This window comes from Vreelandella sulfidaeris Esulfide1, assembly GCF_054072535.1.
In genome coordinates this window covers 1,555,134-1,578,537 of sequence record NZ_CM133364.1, presented here as the reverse complement: position 1 = coordinate 1,578,537, position 23,404 = coordinate 1,555,134, and the positions used below count along the sequence as shown (strand labels likewise).

The following is a 23,404-nucleotide window of genomic DNA, read 5'->3' as shown; positions in this document are numbered from 1 at the left end:
TTTTATCTGTATCGGTCACACAGGGTCTCCTAACGGCATCATCGCCAAACATCCCTCAGCCAAGCGCTCAGTTGCATCTAAATGCGCGGCCTGACGTGCATTTGCCGCCATCGCAGCCAGGGTGTTGGGGACGAGCAATTCATTTAAAAATTCGCTTAAACGCTCTTCGGTTAGCTCAGACTGAATAACACACTTCGCAGCACCCGCCTTCACTAACACTTGCGCATTGATACGTTGATGATCATCGACTGCAAAAGGGAATGGCACCAGCAGTGCTGGCTTAGCAGCCGCCGCTAACTCCGCGACAGTGAGCGCGCCGGAGCGACATACTACTAAATCGGCCCATTCGTATGCAGCGGCCATATCGTCAATAAAAGGGATAACCTCCGCACTCACGCCATGCTGCTGATAATTTTCAGCTGTAATCCCGTCTCGATCCTTACCCGCCTGATGGCGCACCTGTGGGCGCTGTTCAACAGGCAGTGTCGCAAGTGCAGGCGCTAAACGCTCGTTCAATGCAACCGCGCCGAGCGAGCCACCCACCACTAATAGGCGAAGAGGCCGAATAGAGAGCGTTTCGGCATCTCGCGGCGTACTCCCTAAGGCAGCAATATCGTCACGTACTGGATTGCCAATCACCTCGGCCCGCGCCCCAAATGCTTCTGGGAAGGCAGCATAGGTACGCTTGGCCAGCCGGGATAAAACGCGATTAGTGAGCCCTGCAACGGCATTCTGCTCATGAATAACCAGAGGAACGCCTGACAGCCATGCAGCCAACCCGCCGGGGCCACTAGCGAAGCCGCCCAAGCCGACCACCACTTGAGGCCTGAATTCGCGAATGACAGCGCGCGCCTGCAAGATAGCACGGCTAAGATTTAACGGTGCCTTTAGCCAGCCCGCCATTCCATTACCACGCAAACCGCTAATTGCAATGGTATGCAATGGTATGCCCGCTTCAGGCACCAAGCGGTTTTCAATTCCTCTAGGGCTGCCTAGCCACTCGACGTTAACCCGCTGTGCCTGCAATGCTTTGGCGAGCGAAAGCGCTGGGAAAACATGGCCGCCGGTGCCACCTGCCATGATTAGCACTCGCCGCCTAACGTTAGTCGTCACATCAAACTCCTGATAACACCCAGCGGCATAACATTAGGATAAACGCGGTTCATAGCGCGATTTATACGGGGTAGATGCACGCCGGGGCCGATGACGGGTTTCAGCATCTGTACGCAGCAGCAATCCCACCATGACTCCAGTGACTAGCAAGCTAGAGCCACCGTAGCTCATTAATGGCAAAGTTAACCCTTTCGTGGGTAACAGGCCGGAGCTAACCGCCATATTAATAAACGCTTGTGCGGCCACAACAAAACCAATGCCATAGCTTACGTAAGCGCCAAAAAGGTGTCCTGCCAGTTCAGCTTTGCGCCCTACCCACATGGCGCGTGCAATAAACAGGGTAAATAGCAGCACGACCATTATCGCGCCAATCATACCCAGCTCCTCAGCGATTACCGCAAAGATAAAGTCGGTATGCGCCTCAGGCAGGTAATGCAATTTCTGTACACTGTTGCCCAGGCCGGTGCCCGTCACATGCCCCCGCCCAAAGGCAATTAACGCCTGGGTTAACTGGTAGCCTGTCGCGAACTGGTCAGCCCAGGGATCAAGAAAACTGGTCCACCGTGCTAATCGATAGGGCTCAATCACCACCATCATTACCGCCCCAGAACCAAGTAACGCTCCGCTGCCTACCAGTAAAAAAAGCGATGCGCCGCTCATCATCAGCATACCGATGACGCAAACGGTAAAGACCACCATGCCACCGAAATCAGGTGCTAAAAACAGCAGCCCTGCTGGAACAGCCAGCACTGCCAATGGACGCCACATACTGAACGCACGGCGACGCAGGTCATAGGTGAATCGCGACATAAATGCCGCCATATAAAAAATCAGCCCTATTTTGGCAAATTCAGAGACTTGTAAACTAGGCAAGGGCCCCGGCAGCGCTATCCAGCGCTTACTGCCATTAATTTCCTGACCAATAATAAGCACCAATACCAACAGAAAAATAGTGGCTAGCAGTATCAGCGCTGCATTCTGTCGCCAAACTTCAAGCGGCACGCAGAGCATAAAAACACAGGCCAAAATAGCGAGCACAAGAAAGATGCCATGTTGGCGTGAGTAGTGGTAGGTATCTTCCAGCAAGCCGATCGATGCTGAACTTACCATTACCCATCCCAAGCCCGCCAGGGCAATCGCTGCCATTATTAACCATACATCACAAGGGAGATCACGTGTTGTAAGCTTATTACGCAAACGCTGCAGTCGACTCATAACGCTCCCCCGGCAACAGACTGGGCCTTATCTTGCACCCAGCGACGAAACACCTCGCCGCGCTCTTGGTAATTGGCAAACTGGTCCAGACTCGCACAGGCGGGTGACAGCAGCACACAGTCTCCCGGCTGGGCTAGCTCAGAAGCTACCTGCATGGCCTGGGTTAGATCGTCCACTTGCTGAGTTACTACTTGCCCATGCAGCGCCGCGGCTATTCGCGAAGCATCAAGCCCGAACAGCAGCACATGACGCGCGCACGCTGTTAAAGGCTTTGCCAACGGCGCAAAGTCTGCCCCCTTGCCAACCCCGCCTGCCAATAAAATTAAGCGTCCTTTCAACGTTGCGCCAATGCCATTAATGGCCGCCAGCGTAGCCCCTACATTGGTGCCCTTGGTGTCGTTGACCCAGGTGACTCCATTGATACATGCAATCACTTCGCTGCGGTGTGCCAGCCCTTTGAAGTCACGCAGCGCTACGCACATGGATGCTGCCGCAAACCCCAATGCCTCCCCCATCGCCAAGGCGGCCAAGGCATTGACGTAGTTATGTTGCCCGGTGATTTTTAGCGCATCAATAGCAAGCCAAGGCTGGGCACCTTGCATCAAAGTCAGCTTATCCTGGTGAAGCGCTAACCCCCACTCACCCGCTTCCGGCGCACGATGCGAAAAGTAATCCACCTGCTCCACGGGGTAATCAGGCCAAGTGGAAGAGTCATCTGCATTCACAACGGCGTGACGAGCACCGATAAATATACGCTGTTTTGCAGCGCGATAGCCGTGCATATCGCCATGGCGATCAAGGTGATCTTCCGACAAGTTCAGAAAGGCAGCACAACGGGCATTCAGGTGGGGCGTCATTTCAAGCTGAAAGCTCGATAGCTCAAGAATATACAGTGCGGCATCCGGGTGGCTGGCCAGCAGGTCCAGCGCAGGGGTGCCCAGATTACCGCCAACGGCTGCATTCACGCCTGCGGCCGCCGCCATTTCACCGAGCAGCGTGGTCACAGTCGACTTTGCATTAGAACCGGTGATAGCGGCTATCGGCGTGTTTGTGGCACGAACAAACAACGCTATTTCGCCCACTACCCTGGGCTCGCCTGTGCGAGGATTAAGCTGATCCGCCAACGCCGCTAATCCCGGCATTCGCGGGTCAAGTCCAGGGCTAATCACCACCTCTTCTACATCGCTCAGATCAAGCGATGTAAGCGAACCGCAGTGGATCGCAATACCAGGATGAGCCGATCGGAAGTCGTCTAATCCCGGTGGTTCAGTACGCGTGTCCGCCACCATGTAAGGGACATTCAATCGACTTAAATGCCGACAAATAGCACGGCCAGACACGCCCAACCCAACGACCAGCGTCAATCTTTTAGCTACTCGAACCATCACAGGCTCCCTCTCGCATCATGCCAATGATCACTAGGCGAAGTCTTGGCCATATGATTAACGAACTTTGAGCGTTGCGAGACCGAGCAGTACCAGCACCACGGTAATAATCCAAAAACGCACGATCACCCGTGGTTCTGGCCAGCCTTTTAATTCATAGTGGTGGTGCAAAGGCGCCATACGAAAAATGCGTCGCCCGGTGAGCTTATAGGAACCCACCTGAAGGATGACCGACACGGTCTCCATGACAAAAATACCGCCCATGATAAACAGCACGATTTCCTGACGTACGATCACCGCCACTACGCCCAGCGCAGCGCCTAGCGCCAAGGCACCCACATCGCCCATAAAGACCTGAGCGGGATAGGTGTTAAACCATAAAAAACCAAGCCCCGCACCGGCAATTGTGGCGCAGAACACTGCCAATTCACCGGTTCCGGCAATAAACGGAATATGCAGATACGCGGCGAAAACGGTATTACCACTCGCGTAAGCAAAGACCGACAGGCCCATGGCCACGAGTACTGTGGGCATAATGGCCAAACCATCTAACCCATCGGTTAGATTAACCGCATTGGAGCTACCTACAATGACAAAGTAAGTAAGCACGATATAGAAAACGCCCAGTGGTAGAGCCACCTCTTTAAACAGCGGCACCAGCAAGCTGGTTTCAACCGGCGTGGAGGCCGTTAGATAGAGCAATACAGCTGCCCCCAGGCCAACGACTGATTGCCAAAAATACTTCCATCGAGCGGGTAGACCGCGGGGATTTTTCTCCACCACCTTTCGATAGTCATCGACCCAACCGATGGCACCAAAACCTAGTGTGACACCCAACACCACCCAGATATAAAGGTTGGTTAAGTCCCCCCATAACAAAGTGCTTATGGCGATGGCCAACAAAATCATCGCCCCGCCCATGGTCGGAGTGCCCGCCTTGGAAAGATGAGACTGAGGTCCATCGTCACGCACGGATTGGCCGATTTGGCCCTCGACCAGACGTCGAATCATCCATGGCCCTAACCACAAACAAAGCATTAACGAGGTAAGGGCACCTAAAATCACGCGCAGCGTTAAATAGTTAACTACCTGAAAATCAGACTGGTACTGCGACAGAAAATTCGCCAAGTGGAGTAACATGAACGGCGTTTACCTTATTTCATCCGAACGCAGTGCATTAACGACATGTTCCATGCCGGCACTGCGCGATCCTTTCACCAGCAAGGTGGTGTCCGGCGGCAAAGTATTAGTGACATGACGCGTTAGCGCCTCGTGATCGTTAAAATGCAGCCCACGACCAAAGGCCTCGCTAGCAGCGCGTGCAGCATCGCCCAGCGTCAGTAGCTCATCGATACCCAGCTCAGCAGCATAACGACCGATATCAGCGTGTAGCGCAATCGATGCTTCCCCCAGCTCGCCCATCGCGCCTAGCGCGCACCAGCGTGGTGGAGGAAAACTGGCCAAGGTATCCAGCGCCGCCTTAACCGCCCCTGGATTGGCATTGTAAGTGTCATCCAATACGATGGCGTTACGCAAACCAGGCACCACAGCCAACCTTCCTGCCAGCGTTTGCAACGACTGCAAGCGTGTAATGATTTCTTCTGCTGGCACGCCCAGTGTTAACGCCGCCGCAGCGGCTGCCAGCGCATTACTGACATTGTGCTTACCTAGTAGCGGCAAACGCAACTGGCCCAAGGCACGGCCATGCTGTAATAGCGTGAAAGCATACCGCCCTTGCGGATCACAGGAAAGCGCTGAGGCACTCACATCCGCCTGGGGGTGAAAACCAAAGCTCACGACCCGCCGTGGAGCTGCGCGAGCAGCCCAAAACGAGTAATAGTGGTCATCTCTATTCAGAACGGCCGTACCCTGCTCACCCAGCCCGGCCAGCAGTTCACTTTTCGCCTGGGCGATCTGGCCCATGCCACCAAACTCGCCCACATGAGCACCGGTTACGTTGGTGATAATGGCGATATCAGGCTGGGCCAACGGCGCCGTCCAGGCAATCTCACCTAAATGGTTAGCGCCCAGTTCGATGACAGCGGCTTGATGATGTGGTCGCAATCGCAATAAGGTCAGCGGCGCGCCAAAGTCGTTATTCAGGTTACCTTGAGTGGCCAATACATTGCCCAAAGGCGCTAGCAATGCGGCACACATCTCTTTAACCGTCGTCTTGCCGCTATTGCCGGTGACCGCTACCAGCGGGCCTTGCCATGTGCGGCGGTGCGCGCCAGCAAGCAGTCCTAAGGCCAAGCGTGTATCGGGGCATACCAACTGGGGCAGGTCATTAGCAACGGGGGCGTCAACCAAGGCCGCCACTGCGCCGAGCTCATTTGCGCGCGCAACAAAGTTATGACCATCAAAATTGGGGCCTTTAAGGGCAACAAACAGGCAGCCAGGCTCAATCTTGCGGCTATCGGTCACGACTGAACTGACTACCAGTTGCCCCTTCTCAGCAGGCGCATCAATGCCCAGCACTGAGGCGAGCTGACCGAGTGTCCAATGCATTACTGGGCACTCCGCAGGGCAAAGGCACGCTGGATCTCTTCGCTATCGGCATAGGGGTGGCGTACCCCCTGTATTTCCTGATAGTTTTCATGGCCTTTCCCAGCGATCAAAACCACATCTTGCGCAGACGCCTTTTGAATAACCGTTGCTAAGGCCTCGCGACGATCACCGATTTCCATAGGCTCCACCTTCGTTGAGAAACCTGCCAAAATCTGCTGGCGAATTTGCTCAGCGGACTCGTGTCGAGGGTTGTCGTCAGTGACCACGATATAATCCGCCAACTGTTCAGCAGCATTGGCCATTTCGGCTCGTTTGCCCGTATCGCGTTCACCACCACAACCAAATATACACCACAGCTTACCTGCATCACCTAAGTGGGCGCGCAGCGCTTGGAGTGCGCTATGAAGAGCATTCGGCGTATGCGCATAGTCCACAACAACGCTGGGCGTGTTGGCATCACCATGGCGCTCCATCCGGCCCGGCACTGGCGCAAGGGAGGAGGCTGCGGCAAAGAGCGCATCAAGCGGCTTGCCTAACCCATACAGCACGGCCAACGCCAGCAGTACGTTATCTAAATTAAAGCGTCCCATTAGATTTAGACTGAGCATTTTCTCGCCTTCAGGGGTCGCAATCATTGCCTGTTGTCCCTGCTCAAAGGCTTGCCAATCGAGCACCCGCAACGTCACGGCTTCGTCTTGGCCAGTGGCCAGCACGCGAACATTGCTCGTGCACCCTGCGAGCATTAAGCGCGCGAGGGGATCATCGCCATTCACTACGGCCAGGGTTAGCTCAGTGCGGCGAAACAGTTTTGCTTTCGATGCAGCATACGCAGCCATACTGCCGTGGTAATCCAAATGATCACGGGTCAGGTTGGTAAATACACCCACATTTATGTTGACCGCGTCCAAACGGTGCTGGTCCAGGGCATGGGAAGAGGCCTCAAGGGCAACACATCGTACGCCCTGCTGTGCCAACTCCCCCAATGCCGCTTGAAGCGCCAGGGGCCCTGGCGTAGTCAAGCCACTGTCACTCAACGCGCCAGGGCGACCTACTCCAAGCGTGCCAATAAGGCCTGTCGGCACTCCCAGCGCTTCACTCAAAGCCGCAATGTAGTGAGTGACCGAGCTTTTGCCATTGGTACCGGTCACCGCAATGACTGACAGATCAGTCGGCACTTTAAACAGTGCACGTCCTAACTCCCCTAAGCGCACTGACAGGTGCGGCAGTTGCAGCACACGCCCTTCAAGCCGCACATCACTATCGGCCCCCTGCGCTAAAACAAGCGAAGCGCCAGCATCAAGCGCTTGCTCAATGAAATCGCGCCCGTCACGCTGGCTACCTGGCACTGCTACAAAAATGTCTCCCTTCATGAGCTTACGGGAATTCATTTCAATGCGTACCTGGTCCGGCAGCTTAGGCAGCTCCTCGGGTAGCGGTGAATGGGGCCAGACTTGGGCGAGCGCCATTAACACATCGCCAGGACTCAGCGTCATGCAATCTCCTTTGATAGTTACTCTGCCTCGTGATCCGGCGGAACGTCCAACAAGCGTAAAGCATTCCCCGTCACACTAGAGAAAACCGGTGCCGCGACAGCGCCGCCATAAAACTCACCCGCTTTAGGGTGATCTATCATTACCACCGTGACGATACGCGGATCAGAAATGGGCGCGATGCCCGCAAAAACACTGCGGTAGGCATCGGTGGTATAGCCTTGCTGGCCTGTTTTACGCACCGTGCCCGTCTTTCCACCCACGCGATAGCCTTCTACTCGGGCCCGACGTCCGCCGGTATAGGCCGCTACCGAGGTTTCTAAAATATTGAGCAGATCATTAGCCACAGTAGGCGATATCGCAGGAATGCCTTGAGGAGGCTCAGAAAGGCGAAGTAGAGAAGGGGGTAAACGCACACCCTCATTGGCTAACGCCGTGTAAGCACTCGCCAGTTGAACCGCTGACACTGACAATCCGTAGCCATAAGAAAGCGCAGCCCGCTCGCTGCGTGACCAGCGCACCGGTGCCGGTAAGCTACCCGTTGATTCGCCAGGGAAGCCGGTACCCGGCGCCTGCCCTAATCCTAACTGGTTATACTTTTCCCAAATCGCCGTCTCGCTTAGCTGCAGTGCCAAACGCGACATACCGATATTCGACGACTTCTCTAAAATACCCGCTAAATCCAGTTCGCCGTAATTTCGAAAATCGCGGATCGTGAACTGATCTAGTCGCATCCAACCGGGCGATGTATCGACAATTACGTCCCGGTCAACAACGCCGCTCTCCAAAATAGCTGCCATGGCTAACGGCTTCATTACCGACCCCGGCTCAAACACATCTACCAGCGCTTGATTGCGTAGCCCGCGTGGATCCAACCCGGCTCGGTTATTGGGGTTATAGGAAGGCAAGTTAGCCATTGCCAACACCTCTCCCGTGCGAGCATCCATCATCACCAGCACACCGCCGTCAGCTTCATTTTCTGCAACCGCCGCGCGCAGTTCGCGGTACGCCATATACTGAATGCGCTGATCAATTGCCAGTGTTAGCTCGCCCCCTGGTTGGGCTTCGTTAATGACGCCAAGCTCACGTACCAAGCGACCACGGCGATCTTTAATAACGCGTCGCTGTCCTGGGTGACCTGCTAAATAGGGCTGGTAGGAGAGCTCCAAACCTTCTTGACCGATATCGTCAACGTTGGTGACCCCTAATAATTGCGCGGCCACTTCACCGGCGGGATAGTAGCGCTTATATTCGCGCTGCGGATAAACGCCGGGCGTGCGCAAATCGAGAATCTGTTGGGCAGCTGCTGGGGTCATCTGACGGCGCAGGTACATAAACTCATGCTCGCTAAAGCGTGCTACCCGCGCCTCAAAATCGTTTAGCGTCATCCCTAGCGCTTGAGCTAACATAACGCGCTGGATAGCATCCTGAGGTAGCTCTTGCGGATTGGCCCAGAGCGTGACCACCGGGGTAGAAATGGCTAGCGGCTCACCATTGCGGTCCGTGATCATGCCGCGGTGAGCCGGGATTGCTTCATGGCGAAGGGTACGTGCATCCCCCTGACTTTGTAGAAAGGGGCGATCAATGACTTGTAGAAGCGTAATGCGGCCAATCAAGATAATGGAGGCCAAACCGATCGCGAATAAAATAAACATGAAACGCCCGCCGCCAAGAGGAGGCGCAATTGGCGCCTGACGCGAGGTACCTCCTCGACGCTCGCTTCTCATGGCTGAATTACCTCAACATCGTGCACATCGGGGATACGCATGCCCAGGCGCTCAGTGGCAATTTTCTCGACACGGGCAGGCGTTGACCATGCGCCCTCTTCAAGCAGCAGTTGCCCCCATTCCGTTTGCAGCTGATTCTCCTCTTGCTCTAGCTGTTGTAACTGAGCAAATTGAACCCTCGTCATATGCGTCGTGACGACCACACCTAGACCAGAAACCATGCAAAGTAAAAAAAGCAGCGTAATAACCAAAGGCCAGGCTCGCAGACGCAACTTGAAAGGCCATTCGGCGCGTAACGTGGTTGCCCACTGCTCAATCCGATCCATGCTCATGATTTCATTTACATCCGTTTGCGTGCAGCCCGCATGACGGCGCTTCGTGCACGAGGATTCGCATCCACTTCATCGTCGCTTGGCCGCATCCCCTTGCCTAGCGCCTCAAGACGTCGATTCAATTGATCGTCACGAATGGGCACGCCGCGGGGAAGATCAGTATCACCACGGACATGATGACGAATAAAGCGCTTCACCCGGCGATCTTCCAATGAATGAAAACTGATCACCACCAGGTGACCACCGGGAGCCAACGCCTCAAGTGCGGCTTCAAGTGCGCTATCTAACTGCTCAAGTTCGCTATTGACGAAGATGCGCAGCCCCTGGAACGCTTTGGTTGCTGGGTGACGGCCCTTTTCCCACGCCGGGTGGGCCACTTTCAGCACCTCGGCTAAATCCACCGTATGGGTGAATGGCTTCTCAACTCGGCGAGTCACTACCGCCCGAGCTAAACGCTTGGCATAGCGCTCTTCGCCGTAGGTTTTAAACACATAGGCGATATCCGCTTCACTGGCCCGGGCCAGGAAATCAGCCACACTTTGCCCCTGCGTAGGATCCATGCGCATATCCAGCGGGCCATCGCGCATAAAGCTGAAGCCACGCTCGGGATCATCAAGCTGAGGGGAGGAAACGCCGACATCCAGCAGCACGCCGGAGAGCTTTCCGAATACGCCTTGCTCACGGGCAAACTCGCCAAGCTGGGCAAATTCACGCTGGGTGATTTGAAAACGTGGATCGTTAATTTCAGCGGCGGCGGCAATGGCTTGCGGATCGCGATCCATGGCGAGTAGCTGACCCTGCTCACTAAGACGGTCAAGAATTACCCGAGAGTGCCCCCCTCTCCCAAAAGTACCGTCTAAATAGATGCCCTGACCATCGTGAACCAGGGCATCAACAGCACCCTCCAGTAGTACGCTGGTATGGTGAAAGCGGGAAGCAACCTGTTCAGCGTCAGGAGAAGGCATTTTTTTCTCACACAAGATGTTAGAGATAAGGTAATGAAGGGCGTGCAGGCACGCCCTAATATGGATATGGGGGAGTCGGCCGATAAGCCGGGTTCTGTCGTGGACAGCCATTCCTCTAGGCGCTGCGTTACCACAGCGCTCAAGCAACCTACCCGGACCCAGCGCGGGCCACGCCATTGGGTCCCTATTTGGTCTTGCTCCGAGTGGGGTTTACCATGCCACGCACTGTTACCAGGCGCGCGGTGCGCTCTTACCGCACCCTTTCACCCTTACCGGCCTCTGAGGTTTATTTCAGGGGCTTAGGCGGTCTACTCTCTGCTGCACTTTCCGTCGGCTCACACCGCCCAGGCGTTACCTGGCACTCTGCCCTATGGAGCCCGGACTTTCCTCCCCCAATGCCTTTTGAGGGGCATTAGCGGCGACTGTCTGGCCAACTCCGGCGGCAAGCATACCAGCGCCCTCGACTTGCCTCAATGCTCGCCTTTAATTGCTTGCAAACGAGCATACCAAGCTTGCTTGCGTCCACCGAGTATTCGCGCTGCAATCGCAGCACTCTGCTTAACGCCCACGCCCTCTGCCAGCAGCGCCTCTAACAAAGCCTCCGCTGATATATCCTGGTGTTCACCCTGCTCAACCGGTGGGGCTCCGGCAACAATCACCACGAATTCACCACGCGCTTGGTTAGGGTCAGCGGTTAACTGTTCAAGTAACGATGCAGGCGTGCCATGCAGAAATGTTTCAAACGTTTTGGTTAGCTCTCGTGCCAACACCACATCGCGATCGGCCATTTGCTCCTGCAACGCCTCGAGAGTGTGCACGATACGGTGAGGCGATTCGTAAAAAACCAGCGTCTCTTCACGGGTTTTCCAACCATCTAGCGCTTGACGTCGAGCGCCAGGCTTTGCGGGCAAAAAGCCAGCAAAGACAAACCGGTCGGTGGGCAACCCTGCGCCCGACAGCGCAGTGATCAGCGCACAAGGACCAGGAATAGGCACGATATGGCGATTGCGCGCCCTCAATTCGCGTACCAGCACAAATCCAGGATCGCTAATCAACGGTGTTCCTGCGTCGCTAATCAAGGCAATATCTTCACCTGCGGTGAGATAGCTGTCCAAGGTATCCACACGGCGCGCTTCATTGTGCTCGTGTAAAGAGAGCATGGGCTTATTTAGCCCTAAGTGCGCCAACAGACGGCCGCTATGACGGGTATCTTCAGCGGCAACCCGTGTTACTTGCCCTAAGACCCGAGCAGCACGTGCGGTTAAGTCATCCAAATTCCCAATTGGCGTGGCAACCACGTACAATGTGCCCGGATTATGGTCTGTCATTGTTGACTCTCGATTCGTTGATGACTTTTGGTTCGTTGATGACCTGCTCTGCCGGTGCGCTATGCTTTCACAGAAGCCTCGGCAATCATTGATAAGCAGCTACAACGCAAATGGAAACTTTAAGGAAGGATACATGAAACAGTCATTACGTGGCTTACTCGCCACTACCCTCATGGCATTTCTCGTTGTTGGCTGTGCAATGCAACCGCCCAGCGTAGTGGATCGCGTGCCTGCTGAAGACCCCGGGCAACTGCTTAGCCAAGCAGAACAGCAAGCACCAGAGCAAGCCGCTAAAACGCGTCTGGAAGCGGCCAATATTCTAGCCCGGCAAGGTGAGCGTGATAGAGCCTTCGAAACCGCCGATGGAATTGAGGAGAGCTTGCTATCTGAAGCGGATCGTGTGCGCTGGGCCTTACTGCTCTCTGAACTTGCCCGCGCCTTAAATGAACCGCGTGCAGTGCTACGTGCTACTCAGGTGCTTGACGACGAGCTACCGATGCAGGCTAATCAGCAAAAAACGTTGGCAGAACGCCAGCGCTGGGCCCGCGAAGCGCTTGATCAGCCTAGCGCGGTTAGCATTGCGCTACCCGAACTTGAAGGTCAGACAGTACGTCGTATCGTCGTTGCCTTACCAGAATCTGGCCCGCTAAGCAGTGTAGCCAACACCATCGCTACCGCCATGCGTCAGCACCACGAAGTCAAAGGTGGCAATGTCGAGTTAAGCTTCCTGGACGCTTCACGCTACACATTAGATGAGCTCTATGATCGCGCTCAGCAGATGAACTCTCAATTAATTATTGGCCCACTCGATAAGGACCAAGTCACCCAACTCGAGCAGCGCGACAGCGTGCCCCTCCCGACACTGGCGTTAAACTACGGTAGCAGCGACAGCAACCAAGCACAGCGCCTCTTCCAGTACGGCCTTTCAGCTGAAGACGAGGCGCGTCAAGCTGCTCGCCGCGCCTGGCAGGACGGTCATCGCCAAATGTCCATGATGGTCCCGGATAACGATTGGGGCCGACGTGTAGGCGAAGCCTTCTGGAATGAGTGGCAGAGCCAGGGCGGTGAAATCACCAACGCCGTACGCTACAACCCGGATAGCTCTGTTTCTAACGCCGTCCAGACCGCCCTCAACGTTAGTGGTGAGCGCGCACGCCTAAGCAATATTGATGCTCTTTTCCTGCTAGCCTTGCCGGAATATGCGCGTCAAGTACCGCCGACTATGGACTATTACTACGCCCCCAACCTGCCTATCTACGCCACGTCACATTTGCATGAAGGGCGCCTGCAAACTCGCCTTGACCAAGATTTAAACGACGTCGTGTTTATGGATATTCCTTGGCAGATTCCCGATGCTGCTGTTGGTGGCGAAGAAGCCCTTCCCTTTGCATCAACTTACCAGACCTTACGCGACGAGTCCGACGCCTCCATGTTTCGACTAATGGCAATGGGCGTAGATGCCTATGAACTGGCCACTCGCTTTTCCAACCTGGGCGCAATGAACGGCCTTAAGGGCAGCACCGGAACGCTTTACTTAAGCGATGATGGGCGCATTCACCGCGAGCTACCCTGGGCAAAATTCCAGAACGGCGTTCCGTCACCTATTTTAATCCCTAATCTGAATGACAGTGACGAATAATGCCCACACCGCCCGGGCACGTGGCGCTGCCATTGAGCAAATTGCCGCTCAATGGTTAGCCCAACAAGGGCTCATCCTTATTACACAAAACCATTACGTGAAAGGGGGTGAGCTTGACTTGGTAATGCGAGATGGCGATATTCTCGTCTTTATCGAGGTCAAATATCGCACCACAACGCGCTATGGCCATCCACTGGAAACCGTCACTTACCAGAAGCAGCAACGCTTGGTGCGCGCAGCAAGACTCTATATCGCCCGCAATGGACTTTCATCGCCTTGCCGCTTTGATATCCTGGCGATTACTGGCAAGCTGCCCAATCTCGAATTTAACTGGGCGAAAGCTGCTTTTGATGCCTTTTGATTCTATAACCGGGAAGCCCTGATGGACTTTCAAGCTCGTATACTCGGCCACTTTAACGCCAGCATCGATACCAAAACTTATGCCAGCGAAGTACTTCCGCCTTTTATTGAAGTAGCAAGCCAAATGATGGTGCAGTGCCTTGTTAGCGAAGGAAAAATTCTTACCTGCGGTAACGGTGGTAGTGCTGGAGATAGCCAACACTTTTCTTCTGAGCTACTCAATCGCTTCGAACGTGAACGGCCAAGCCTGCCTGCGTTGGCGCTCACCACCGATACCTCTACGCTAACCTCAATTGCTAACGACTATAGCTATAATGAGGTATTCTCAAAACAAATCCGCGCCTTGGGGCAGCCGGGAGATGTATTACTGGCTATTTCCACCAGCGGCAATTCGGGCAATATTGTGCAAGCTATTCAAGCTGCGCATGACCGCGACATGACCGTGGTCGCCCTAACCGGCCGCGACGGTGGAGATATGGCATCTCTCCTAGGCCAGGATGACTGTGAGATCCGCGTCCCTGCCACCTCAACAGCGCGCATTCAGGAAGTTCACTTGCTGGTGATTCACTGCTTATGCGATCTTATTGACGAACAACTGTTTGGCAGCGCTTAAAAGTCCTACAACGCTTCTTTGCGCTGCCATGAACACTATCTTTACCTGAACGCTTTTCACTCAATGATTTAACTGCCAGCACCAAGGAGTCATACCGATGACCCAACGTCTTCCCTCTCGCGGCTTCATGGCCGTTGCGCTTTGCGCGGTACTCTTTATCAGTGGCTGCGCCAACAACTCAGCCTCCAATCAGTCAAACTATGCCCAACGTAGCGACGACGTTGAAGCCATTGACGCCACCATTGAGCGTGAAGTTGATGACGCACTTGAGCGTGCCGATGCGCGACTGGGCGACGCCCGTATTCGTGCTCATGCATTTGACGGTGTTGTACTACTGGTAGGTCAAGTACCCAGTGAAGAGCTACGCACCATGGCAGAAGAAGTCACCGAAAGCTTGCGTGGGGTCAATGAAGTTCATAACGAACTCACCATTGCCGCCCGCCTACCGGCCAGTCAGCGCTTAACTGACACCTGGCTAACCACTAACGTCATTAGCCACTTGGCCACCAATGACCGCATCGACTCCTCCAAAATCAAAGTCACCACCGAAAACGCCAGCGTATATTTGATGGGTCGCGTTACCCGTGAAGAGGCTGACAGAATCGTCAACGCAGCCTCCGGCGTGGGCGGCGTACAACGGATCGTCAAAGTATTTGACTACCTTGATTAAGCAACCCCGCCCCACCACGTTCCAGCCGCTATAAAAAAAGCCTCGCTTAATAAGCGAGGCTTTTACTGAACACTCTGGCTCGTTACTTTACAACTCGCAGGGTTGGCTTCTTCTTCGCCTTGCCCTTCGACTGAGCCTCTTTTTCAGACCCTGCCGTTGGCGTTTCAGATTGATCATTGCTCTTTTCGGTAACAGGCTCAGTAAGCGATAACTCTGGCTTGCTAGAGGGACTCTCCTCGTCTTCCACATCCCCAAAAGTCTCGGCCCCGTCACTCAGCTCGGGCTCCTGGCCAAAGACCATTCCAGCGCCATTTTCCCGGGCATAGATAGCAATCAAGGCCGGCGTCGGAATCATCACCTGCATCGGCTGCCCGCCAAAGCGCGCATTAAAGCCTATTGCCTGATTCTCCATGAATAGATCGCGAACGGCTGTCGGCGCCACGTTCAAGACAATCTGGCCATTCTGAACGAACTGGCGAGGCACCTCTACACCTGGCAAGGTAGCATCAACGACTAGGTAAGGCGTTAACTCATTATCCAACAACCACTCATAGAGTGCTCGGGCGAGATAGGGTCGACTCGATTTCATCTAGACTCCCTCCTCCTTACAAGTAAGGCTCCCAGCCTTTATCAAGCACAAAGGAGCCGAATGAATTCAAGCGCGCATCTCTTTTTCACGCTCGCTTAAAGATGCCTTAAACGCTTCACGCTCGAATACTCGTGACATGTATGCCAACAACGGCTTCACCTGTTTTTCAGGTAGCTCAATGTTGAGTTCTGGCAAACGCCAAAGAACAGGCGCTAAACAGCAATCCACCAGCGTAAACTCTTCGCTCATGAAGTAAGGCATGTCTTCAAAAATAGGCGATATACCAATCAGGCTTTCGCGCAGCTCTTTACGCGCCTTGTCCGCCTCTTTCTTTCCACCGCTACGGATCTGATCGACCATTGGACACCACTCACGCTCAATGCGATGCATCCATAAGCGACTTTGTGCACGCGCTACTGGATAAACAGGCAATAGCGGAGGATGAGGGAAACGCTCATCCAAGTACTCCATCATGACCTTAGACTCGTACAGCACTAAGTCACGATCTAACAGCGTAGGCACACTGTTGTACGGGTTGAGGTCTGCCAGCTCTTCCGGTGGTTTTTCGTCGAGAACATCGACAATATCGACGGCAACCCCCTTCTCGGCCAACACAATGCGCACACGATGACTGAAATGATCATCACTACCTGAGTAAAAGATCATCGACGACCGCTTGGCCACAACACCCATGAAAGCATCCTCACATCAAAACAATCTTGGATAATAACACGCCAGCACTCCCTTAGGGGAAGCTAGCTTGCTTTGCTTTATTGCCATGCTAACAAGCAAAAGGCGCACGGCTTACGCCGTGCGCCTTACTGACCATCAGCAGCTGCTAATTAGTGGATATCTCGCCAGTACTCACGCTTGAGCAGGTAAGCAATCACACCAAAAATAAATATAAAGATCAGCACTTTAGGCGCCAACGCTTGAGCCTGAAGCTTGGAAGGCTCGCCTACGTAAGCCAGGAAGTTGGTAAGATCATACATCGCCTCCTCAAACTCAGCAGGCTCGAGCCGACCCGGCTCGGTCACTTGCAGCACGTTACAAGACTGGTACTTACCTGATAACGCATCCGGCTCTTGTCCTTCTACTGGATGGTCAGTTTCAGCGCACACCAACTCTTGTACACCTTGCAGAGGCTCCAACACGTTAGGCATCGCTACCAAATCAAACACCGTGTTGTTAACGCCCGTTGGACGGCTCGGATCCTTATAGAAACCGAGCAAATAGGAATAAATCCAGTCAGTTCCACGCAGACGCGCTTCTAGCGTTAAGTCTGGTGGTGGCGCGCCAAACCAGCTTTCTGCATTGCCGCTATCCATGGCATTATGCATCTGGTCGTTATAGGCCAAATCTGGCGAAAAAATGAGATTTTCTTCAACCAAATCCTGAGGAATTCCCAAGTCCTCCGCCGCTCGCGAAAAGCGCTGATGCTCTAGCGAGTGGCAACCCATGCAATAGTTAACATAGAGTTTCATACCATTTTGCAGCGAGGCCTGATCTTGCAGATCAGGATCCATCGAGTGAGGCACACTTGCGCCTCCTGCAGCCATCGCTGTTACTGGCGCTAACGCGAAAAGGAGTCCAAATAGATACTTTTTCATTAGCCAGTCACCCTTTCCGGAACGGGTTTAGTCTTCTCCAGCTTGGTGTAGACAGGCATCAAGACAAAGAAGGCGAAATAAATGACGGTGCATACTTGCGCCAGAATGGTTCGCCCTGCAGTGGATGGCAATACACCTAAAATACCGAGAATAACGAAGCTGATAGCAAATAGCAGCAGCATGATTTTCGAGATCCAGCCTTTATAACGCATTGATCGCACAGGGCTACGATCCAGCCAAGGCAGCACGAATAACACCGCAATAGCGCCACCCATAAACACAACACCCAGGAACTTGGCGTCCAGACCAAACACCGAGAAGGTGATCGCTCGGAGGATCGCGTAGAACGGTGTGAAGTACCACACGGGCGCAATATGATCAGGTGTTTGCAGCGGGTTCGCTGGTTCGAAGTTGGGCTTCTCAATAAAGTAGCCACCACCTTCAGGGAAATAGAACACCACCACGCAGAAGACAAACAGAAACACCGCTACACCGACAATGTCTTTAACCGTGTAGTAAGGGTGGAAAGGAATACCGTCTAATGGCTTACCGGTTTCATCCTTTTTCTGTTTGATATCGATACCGTCGGGGTTGTTGGAACCCACTTCATGCAACGCAATAATATGCAGCACCACGAGCGCTAGAATAACGATCGGCAGCGCAACGACATGCAGCGCAAAGAAACGGTTCAGGGTAATGCCTGAAATCAGGAAGTCACCGCGCACCCACTGTGCCAGGTCGGGGCCGATTGCAGGAATAGCGGAAAACAGCGAGATAATGACCTGGGCACCCCAATAGGACATTTGTCCCCATGGCAGAAGGTAGCCCATAAAGGCTTCTGCCATCAGCGCCAGGTAGATGGCCATGCCGAAGATCCACACCAGTTCGCGCGGGGCTTTGTAAGAACCGTACAAAAGACCACGGAACATATGCAGATAAATAACGACAAAGAAAGCAGAGGCGCCTGTCGTATGCATATAGCGAATCAGCCACCCCCACTCCACATCACGCATGATGTATTCGACTGAGTCGAAAGCACCTTCTGCTGAGGGATTAAAACTCATCGTTAGCCAAACCCCAGTCAGGATCTGGTTAACCAACGCTAGCATCGCTAATGAGCCAAAGAAGTACCAAAAATTGAAATTTTTCGGCGCGTAGTACTTGGATATGTGGTCTTCCCACATCTGTGTCGCAGGAAAGCGGTCATCCACCCACCGCATGAAGCCGCCTTTTTCCGCCTTGGCTTTAATCGGATTACCCATTAGGCAGTCTCCTCATCTTCGCCAACGATAATGATGTCATCATTTTCGAAGCGATAGGGTGGCACCTCAAGGTTAGTCGGCGCAGGAACATTAGTGAACACGCGACCAGCCAAGTCAAAGCGAGAACCGTGGCAAGGGCAAAAGAAGCCCCCCGGCCAGTTTTCAACGCCAACACCCTCAGCGTCAGGCTCTGGCCGGAATAGCGGCGAACAGCCTAGATGCGTACAAATACCGATCAGCACCCCAATTTCGGGTCTAATGGAGCGTAGCTCACCCTCGATATAAGCGGGTTGCTGTGGCACCTCCGAATTAGGATCAGCCAATTGCTCATCGCTTAGCGACTCAGTGCGCTCGATCATCTCAGGTGTACGATGGATAATCCAAATTGGACGTCCCCGCCATTCGACGGTCATCCGCTGCCCAGGCTCAAGCTTGGATATATCCGCTTGAACGGGAGCACCCGCCGCTCTTGCCCTGGCACTAGGCTGCCAAGAAGCCACAAAGGGGACCGCAACCCCGACAGCACCTACCGCACCCACAACGGAGGTGGCGCCTACGAGGAAACGGCGTCGGCCTTTGTTTACGCCGTTATCTGCCATTTAAGGTTTCTCCCATCAGCTTACCCGTTCCGCCGCAAAGGCGTCTTGCGGCGACGAATATTAAATACGCTCTATGGTAAAAAAACAAAGCGTCATGCACAAGAACTACCGCCCGTGACCATGGTGGTACAAGCGATATAATTTTTTGATATTCCAATAAAAAAACGCCCAGGTCGGTGACCTGGGCGTTTTGCCGCATAGCGTAAAAAATTAACGCTTAGAGAACTGCGGACGACGGCGTGCTTTACGCAGACCGACTTTCTTACGCTCAACTTGACGTGCGTCACGTGTTACGTAGCCAGCGGCACGTAGCGAAGGACGTAGATCTTCGTTGTAGTTCATCAGGGCACGGGTAATACCGTGGCGAATAGCGCCTGCTTGAGAAGAGCCGCCGCCGCCAGCGACAGTCACGAAGATATCGAACTGGCTTAGCGTTTCAGTCAACTCAAGCGGCTGGCGAACAACCATGCGACCGGTAACGCGACCAAAGTAGAGGTCGAGGTCTTGGTTGTTGACAGTAATTTTGCCAGAGCCCGGCTTCATAAACACGCGAGCGGTGGAAGTCTTGCGGCGCCCGGTACCGTAATACTGCTGTGTCATGGCGAAGATTTCCTCAGATGTTCAGTTCAAGCGGCTGTTGGGCAGCATGCGGATGCTCGGCGCCAGCGTACACTTTCAATTTAGTGTACATGGCACGGCCCAAAGGACCTTTCGGCAACATGCCTTTAACGGCAGACTCAATGATACGCTCGGGCGCATGATCAAGCATCTTGTCGAATGTCATTGAGCGCAGACCGCCCGGGTAACCTGTGTGGCGGTAGTAGGTTTTAGCCTTCGCCTTGTTACCAGTTACATGGACTTTCTCTGCGTTGATCACGACGATGTAATCGCCAGTATCAACGTGAGGGGTAAATTCGGGCTTATGCTTACCACGCAAGCGGCGAGCAATCTCGGTTGCCAGACGACCGAGCGTTTTGTCCGTAGCGTCGACTACATACCAGTCGCGCTGGACGGACTGCGGCTTAGCACTGAACGTCTTCATGGATGAAATCACCAGATTAAATGTATTGGGTGACTTACACCGTTGTACGGCGAAGCACCATCCCTATTCTTTTTGGTTGCAAGCTTACGCTAGCAACATGCAGCGAGGCGGCATTCTACAGTAAAGATACTGACAAGTTAAGCCGTATCGAGATTTTTCTTAGCCATCCCGCTGGTCAATTTTTAAAGACACAAATCCTAAGGCTTATGCGCCAACGCAAGGTACTCCTGCGATTGCATTTCTTGCAGACGCGAGAGGGTACGCTGGAACTCAAACGTCAGCCTTCCACCGCTATAGAGTTGCTCAATTGGCACTTCCGCTGACATTAGCAGCTTGACGCCGCGGTCATAAAACTCGTCCACCATATTGATGAACCGACGCGCCTGATCATCTTTTTTGGCATCCATACGACTGACGTTAGAAACCAGCACAGTATGAAATTCCCTGGCTAGCTCAATATAGTCATTCTGACTACGCGGTCCATCGCAGAGCTCCAGAAATTCAAACCAAGCAACATCGTCATGCAGGCGGTGTGTTTTAAGCACTCGGTGATTCACTTCTAGCGACGCCTCCGCCTCGCCTTCATTCCCCGCTATGGCTCGAAAGCTCCTTGACAACTCCTGCTCTGCCGCCTCATCCAGTGGCGAGTAGAAGATCGCAGCACGCTCTAATGCGCGTAGTCGGTAATCAACACCCGAGTCAACGTTAACCACTTCACAGTGGCGGTTTACAAGCTCAATGGCGGGCAAAAAGCGGGTACGCTGAAGCCCCTCTTTGTATAAATCATCAGGCACGATATTTGAAGTGGCTACCAGCACCACCCCACGCTCAAACAACGCTTCCAACAAGTTGGCAAGGATCATTGCATCGGTAATATCCTTGACAAAAAACTCATCAAAGCAGATTACCCGTGCCTCAGTAGCGAACTTGCTGGCTATTAGCGTTAATGGATTCTTTTCACCTTTATAGTGGGTCAATTCATTATGGACGCGCTGCATAAAACGATGAAAATGCGTGCGCATTTTATCGGGGAAGGGCAATGCTTCATAAAACGTATCAACTAAGTAGGTCTTTCCACGCCCCACCCCACCCCAAAAATAGAGCCCTTTAACCCGAGGCACGACAGGCTCATCAGTTGATGACGCCTTTTTGCCGATTAACCCCGCCATTTTGGCCTTTAGACCTTTATTAGCGACCAATGCCTTGGGCATTGGCGTCGGCGCGGAAACAAGCTCATCGTAAAGTCGCTGTAGATGCTTTACCGCCAACTCCTGCGCCGGGTCATATTGAAAATCATCGCGCTCCAAGTCCGCTTGATAGCGCTCCATAGGCGATGCAGGGCGCGATTTTGACGCTGCCCTACCCGCAGATATTGATGACATGCACTCGCCTCCTACAGCCTGTAAGGCAGCAGCCAGCATAACCACTGACAGCTAAGATTAGCCTGTGATTATACCCGGAGAGACTTCTAAGCGCATGAGCGGATTGACCCAACCGGCTGACTGACGCCTATAATGGCAACCTGATTCGATTCTTAAGCTGCTAGTTAATGCAGCCTAACTGTTTATTAAGGCGCCAGGGGGAACACTGTGGACGCAAGCTCACCAATATTTTTTGCCGTGATCGGCTTCATCGTCGGTTTGATCGTTGGAATGGTCGCTTATCGCTTACTCAGCAAGAGCCAGCGTGAGGCTGCTTCCATGCGCCAAAAGCTACTCGAGCGCGAACACCAAATTGCCGAAATGAAGAGTAGCGTGGGCAGTCATTTAAATGGTATTTACCAGCGACTTAACAACATACGCGAGGAAGCGAGCCAACTGGAACTTCAGCTCAAGGAAGATGCAGCAGAATGGAATATTCGCGATGCAGCCATTCAGCCCAGCCTTGATCTTTCCGGCATCAATTCCACGCCAGAACAGCAGGCAACAGAAAGTACCAGCCCCCCCGCCATGCCCCGCGACTACGCTGATGGCAAGGGCGGCACATTATCCGAAGACTTTGGCTTGAAAAGCCACGAGGCGGCAACACCCCAGCCCCCACGCTACTAGCACTGATTGAAATTGACCGATTGAAACTGACAAACCCAGCCCCGAATAGCTGCCCATAAATCCTCAACGGCAACTCGGGGCCCCTTCTTTAGACTTAGGCTGGGTTATCAATGTCTACGAAGCGGTGCTCAACATCGTACTCATCGCTTAACCACTCTCCCAATGCCTGAACTCCATAACGCTCAGTAGCATGGTGCCCTGCGGCAATATAGTGAATACCCATTTCGCGCGCTAAATGTGTGGTTCGCTCCGATATTTCGCCCGATACGAACGCCTGCGCACCCGCTTCAAAGGCAGCAGTAATCATGTCTTGCGCGCCGCCGGTACACCACGCGATGCGCTCGATATCCCCTACCTGCGGCGCCTCAATGATCAACGGCTGGCGTTGTAACGTGTGCGCAATTTGTTCGCCCAATGCTTTGACTGAGAGCGGCTGGGCTAATCGCCCCGACCACAACAACCCTTCACCCAGCTCACCATCCAGGCAACCCTCTACTTTCCACCCCAGCCGCCTGGCCAGCTCAGCGTTATTACCCATTTCAGCGTGGGCGTCCAAAGGCAAATGATACGCCAATAGACTGATGTTGTTATCCAGCAATGTTTTGATCCGCTTCTGCTTCATGCCAGTAATCGCAACAGGCTCGTTTTTCCAAAAATAGCCGTGATGCACCAGCACCATGTCCGCCTGCCAGGCGACCGCTTCATCCAGTAGCGCCTGACAGGCAGTAACGCCCGTCATCACACGTTTCACCTGCTCACTACCCGACACCTGTAAACCGTTAACGGTAAAATCTTTAAACTGTGCAGCACGCAGTTGATGGTCACAGGCCGCTACTAGCTGGTCACGACAGATCATATTGACTCCTTTATTGATTTAACTGCACCCGTGAGGAACATGCTAAGAAAGTG

Annotated in this window: 24 protein-coding genes and 1 other RNA gene; 5 read left to right on the top strand and 20 right to left on the bottom strand. The window is 53.7% G+C overall.

What is annotated here, in order from left to right:
• Window positions 1-15: 15 nt before the first annotated feature.
• The 11 genes from murG to rsmI all read right to left on the bottom strand — a co-directional run bounded on the left by murG (window position 16) and on the right by rsmI (window position 12,063).
• Window positions 16-1,080: an undecaprenyldiphospho-muramoylpentapeptide beta-N-acetylglucosaminyltransferase gene (murG, locus tag ACW44H_RS07260; protein ID WP_457508963.1), complete on the bottom strand. Its 1,065-nt coding sequence runs from the start codon at window positions 1,078-1,080 to the stop codon at window positions 16-18.
• A gap of 66 nt (window positions 1,081-1,146) precedes the next feature.
• Window positions 1,147-2,328, bottom strand: a complete 1,182-nt coding sequence (gene ftsW, locus ACW44H_RS07255; RefSeq protein WP_457508075.1) for a putative lipid II flippase FtsW — start codon at window positions 2,326-2,328, stop codon at window positions 1,147-1,149.
• Window positions 2,325-3,713, bottom strand: coding sequence for a UDP-N-acetylmuramoyl-L-alanine--D-glutamate ligase (gene murD, locus ACW44H_RS07250; RefSeq protein ID WP_457508074.1), 1,389 nt, complete (start codon window positions 3,711-3,713; stop codon window positions 2,325-2,327). Before murD ends, ftsW begins: the two co-directional genes overlap by 4 nt.
• 57 nt (window positions 3,714-3,770) lie before the next feature.
• Window positions 3,771-4,853, bottom strand: coding sequence for a phospho-N-acetylmuramoyl-pentapeptide-transferase (gene mraY / locus ACW44H_RS07245; RefSeq protein ID WP_457508072.1), 1,083 nt, complete (start codon window positions 4,851-4,853; stop codon window positions 3,771-3,773).
• Window positions 4,854-4,862: 9 nt separating this feature from the next.
• A complete protein-coding gene (locus ACW44H_RS07240) occupies window positions 4,863-6,221 on the bottom strand; it encodes a UDP-N-acetylmuramoyl-tripeptide--D-alanyl-D-alanine ligase (RefSeq protein ID WP_457508070.1) in 1,359 nt (452 codons plus the stop codon).
• Window positions 6,221-7,714 carry a UDP-N-acetylmuramoyl-L-alanyl-D-glutamate--2,6-diaminopimelate ligase gene (locus ACW44H_RS07235; RefSeq protein ID WP_457508068.1) on the bottom strand — a complete coding sequence of 498 codons (1,494 nt, stop codon included), beginning with the start codon at window positions 7,712-7,714 and terminating at the stop codon, window positions 6,221-6,223. Before ACW44H_RS07235 ends, ACW44H_RS07240 begins: the two co-directional genes overlap by 1 nt.
• Before the next feature lie 17 nt (window positions 7,715-7,731).
• Complete coding sequence (locus tag ACW44H_RS07230; RefSeq protein ID WP_113268159.1) at window positions 7,732-9,438, bottom strand: peptidoglycan D,D-transpeptidase FtsI family protein; 1,707 nt, start codon at window positions 9,436-9,438, stop codon at window positions 7,732-7,734.
• Window positions 9,435-9,770: a cell division protein FtsL gene (gene ftsL / locus ACW44H_RS07225; RefSeq protein ID WP_113268160.1), complete on the bottom strand. Its 336-nt coding sequence runs from the start codon at window positions 9,768-9,770 to the stop codon at window positions 9,435-9,437. The genes ACW44H_RS07230 and ftsL overlap by 4 nt, the downstream gene beginning before the upstream one ends.
• A gap of 8 nt (window positions 9,771-9,778) precedes the next feature.
• The gene (gene rsmH / locus ACW44H_RS07220; RefSeq protein ID WP_113268161.1) at window positions 9,779-10,735 is read right to left on the bottom strand and encodes a 16S rRNA (cytosine(1402)-N(4))-methyltransferase RsmH; all 957 of its coding nucleotides are present in this window, start codon (window positions 10,733-10,735) and stop codon (window positions 9,779-9,781) included.
• A 67-nt stretch (window positions 10,736-10,802) separates the two neighbouring features.
• Window positions 10,803-11,173: RNase P RNA component class A (gene rnpB, locus ACW44H_RS07215), an RNA gene on the bottom strand.
• A 32-nt stretch (window positions 11,174-11,205) separates the two neighbouring features.
• The gene (gene rsmI / locus ACW44H_RS07210) at window positions 11,206-12,063 is read right to left on the bottom strand and encodes a 16S rRNA (cytidine(1402)-2'-O)-methyltransferase (protein ID WP_113268162.1); all 858 of its coding nucleotides are present in this window, start codon (window positions 12,061-12,063) and stop codon (window positions 11,206-11,208) included.
• Window positions 12,064-12,196: 133 nt separating this feature from the next.
• On the opposite strand from rsmI, the gene ACW44H_RS07205 reads away from it, so the two are divergent.
• The 4 genes from ACW44H_RS07205 to ACW44H_RS07190 all read left to right on the top strand — a co-directional run bounded on the left by ACW44H_RS07205 (window position 12,197) and on the right by ACW44H_RS07190 (window position 15,345).
• A complete protein-coding gene (locus tag ACW44H_RS07205; RefSeq protein WP_457508065.1) occupies window positions 12,197-13,702 on the top strand; it encodes a penicillin-binding protein activator in 1,506 nt (501 codons plus the stop codon).
• Window positions 13,692-14,063, top strand: coding sequence for a YraN family protein (locus ACW44H_RS07200; protein ID WP_457508063.1), 372 nt, complete (start codon window positions 13,692-13,694; stop codon window positions 14,061-14,063). Before ACW44H_RS07205 ends, ACW44H_RS07200 begins: the two co-directional genes overlap by 11 nt.
• A gap of 21 nt (window positions 14,064-14,084) precedes the next feature.
• Window positions 14,085-14,675 carry a phosphoheptose isomerase gene (locus ACW44H_RS07195; RefSeq protein ID WP_113268164.1) on the top strand — a complete coding sequence of 197 codons (591 nt, stop codon included), beginning with the start codon at window positions 14,085-14,087 and terminating at the stop codon, window positions 14,673-14,675.
• 97 nt (window positions 14,676-14,772) lie between these two features.
• The gene (locus ACW44H_RS07190) at window positions 14,773-15,345 is read left to right on the top strand and encodes a BON domain-containing protein (RefSeq protein ID WP_457508061.1); all 573 of its coding nucleotides are present in this window, start codon (window positions 14,773-14,775) and stop codon (window positions 15,343-15,345) included.
• An 82-nt stretch (window positions 15,346-15,427) separates the two neighbouring features.
• On the opposite strand, the gene ACW44H_RS07185 is transcribed toward ACW44H_RS07190, so the two are convergent.
• The 8 genes from ACW44H_RS07185 to zapE all read right to left on the bottom strand — a co-directional run bounded on the left by ACW44H_RS07185 (window position 15,428) and on the right by zapE (window position 21,829).
• The gene (locus ACW44H_RS07185) at window positions 15,428-15,934 is read right to left on the bottom strand and encodes a ClpXP protease specificity-enhancing factor (protein WP_457508059.1); all 507 of its coding nucleotides are present in this window, start codon (window positions 15,932-15,934) and stop codon (window positions 15,428-15,430) included.
• A gap of 66 nt (window positions 15,935-16,000) precedes the next feature.
• Window positions 16,001-16,627, bottom strand: coding sequence for a stringent starvation protein SspA (gene sspA, locus ACW44H_RS07180; protein WP_113268167.1), 627 nt, complete (start codon window positions 16,625-16,627; stop codon window positions 16,001-16,003).
• Window positions 16,628-16,776: 149 nt separating this feature from the next.
• Window positions 16,777-17,544 (bottom strand): cytochrome c1, encoded by a 768-nt coding sequence (locus ACW44H_RS07175; RefSeq protein WP_113268168.1) that lies wholly within the window; start codon window positions 17,542-17,544, stop codon window positions 16,777-16,779.
• On the bottom strand, window positions 17,544-18,806 hold the full coding sequence (locus ACW44H_RS07170; protein ID WP_113268169.1) for a cytochrome b: 1,263 nt from the start codon (window positions 18,804-18,806) through the stop codon (window positions 17,544-17,546). Before ACW44H_RS07170 ends, ACW44H_RS07175 begins: the two co-directional genes overlap by 1 nt.
• On the bottom strand, window positions 18,806-19,405 hold the full coding sequence (gene petA / locus ACW44H_RS07165) for a ubiquinol-cytochrome c reductase iron-sulfur subunit (protein ID WP_113268170.1): 600 nt from the start codon (window positions 19,403-19,405) through the stop codon (window positions 18,806-18,808). The genes ACW44H_RS07170 and petA overlap by 1 nt, the downstream gene beginning before the upstream one ends.
• Before the next feature lie 210 nt (window positions 19,406-19,615).
• The gene (rpsI, locus tag ACW44H_RS07160) at window positions 19,616-20,005 is read right to left on the bottom strand and encodes a 30S ribosomal protein S9 (RefSeq protein ID WP_008958669.1); all 390 of its coding nucleotides are present in this window, start codon (window positions 20,003-20,005) and stop codon (window positions 19,616-19,618) included.
• A gap of 13 nt (window positions 20,006-20,018) precedes the next feature.
• A complete protein-coding gene (rplM, locus tag ACW44H_RS07155; RefSeq protein ID WP_113268171.1) occupies window positions 20,019-20,447 on the bottom strand; it encodes a 50S ribosomal protein L13 in 429 nt (142 codons plus the stop codon).
• Between the two features lie 197 nt (window positions 20,448-20,644).
• Entirely contained in the window at window positions 20,645-21,829 is a 1,185-nt protein-coding gene (gene zapE / locus ACW44H_RS07150; RefSeq protein ID WP_457508056.1) for a cell division protein ZapE, read from the bottom strand.
• A 207-nt stretch (window positions 21,830-22,036) separates the two neighbouring features.
• Here zapE and ACW44H_RS07145 point away from each other — a divergent pair, with 207 nt between their 5' ends.
• The gene (locus ACW44H_RS07145; RefSeq protein WP_457508054.1) at window positions 22,037-22,495 is read left to right on the top strand and encodes a YhcB family protein; all 459 of its coding nucleotides are present in this window, start codon (window positions 22,037-22,039) and stop codon (window positions 22,493-22,495) included.
• Window positions 22,496-22,589: 94 nt separating this feature from the next.
• On the opposite strand, the gene ACW44H_RS07140 is transcribed toward ACW44H_RS07145, so the two are convergent.
• A complete protein-coding gene (locus ACW44H_RS07140) occupies window positions 22,590-23,351 on the bottom strand; it encodes a Nif3-like dinuclear metal center hexameric protein (protein ID WP_457508052.1) in 762 nt (253 codons plus the stop codon).
• Window positions 23,352-23,404 lie beyond the last annotated feature (53 nt).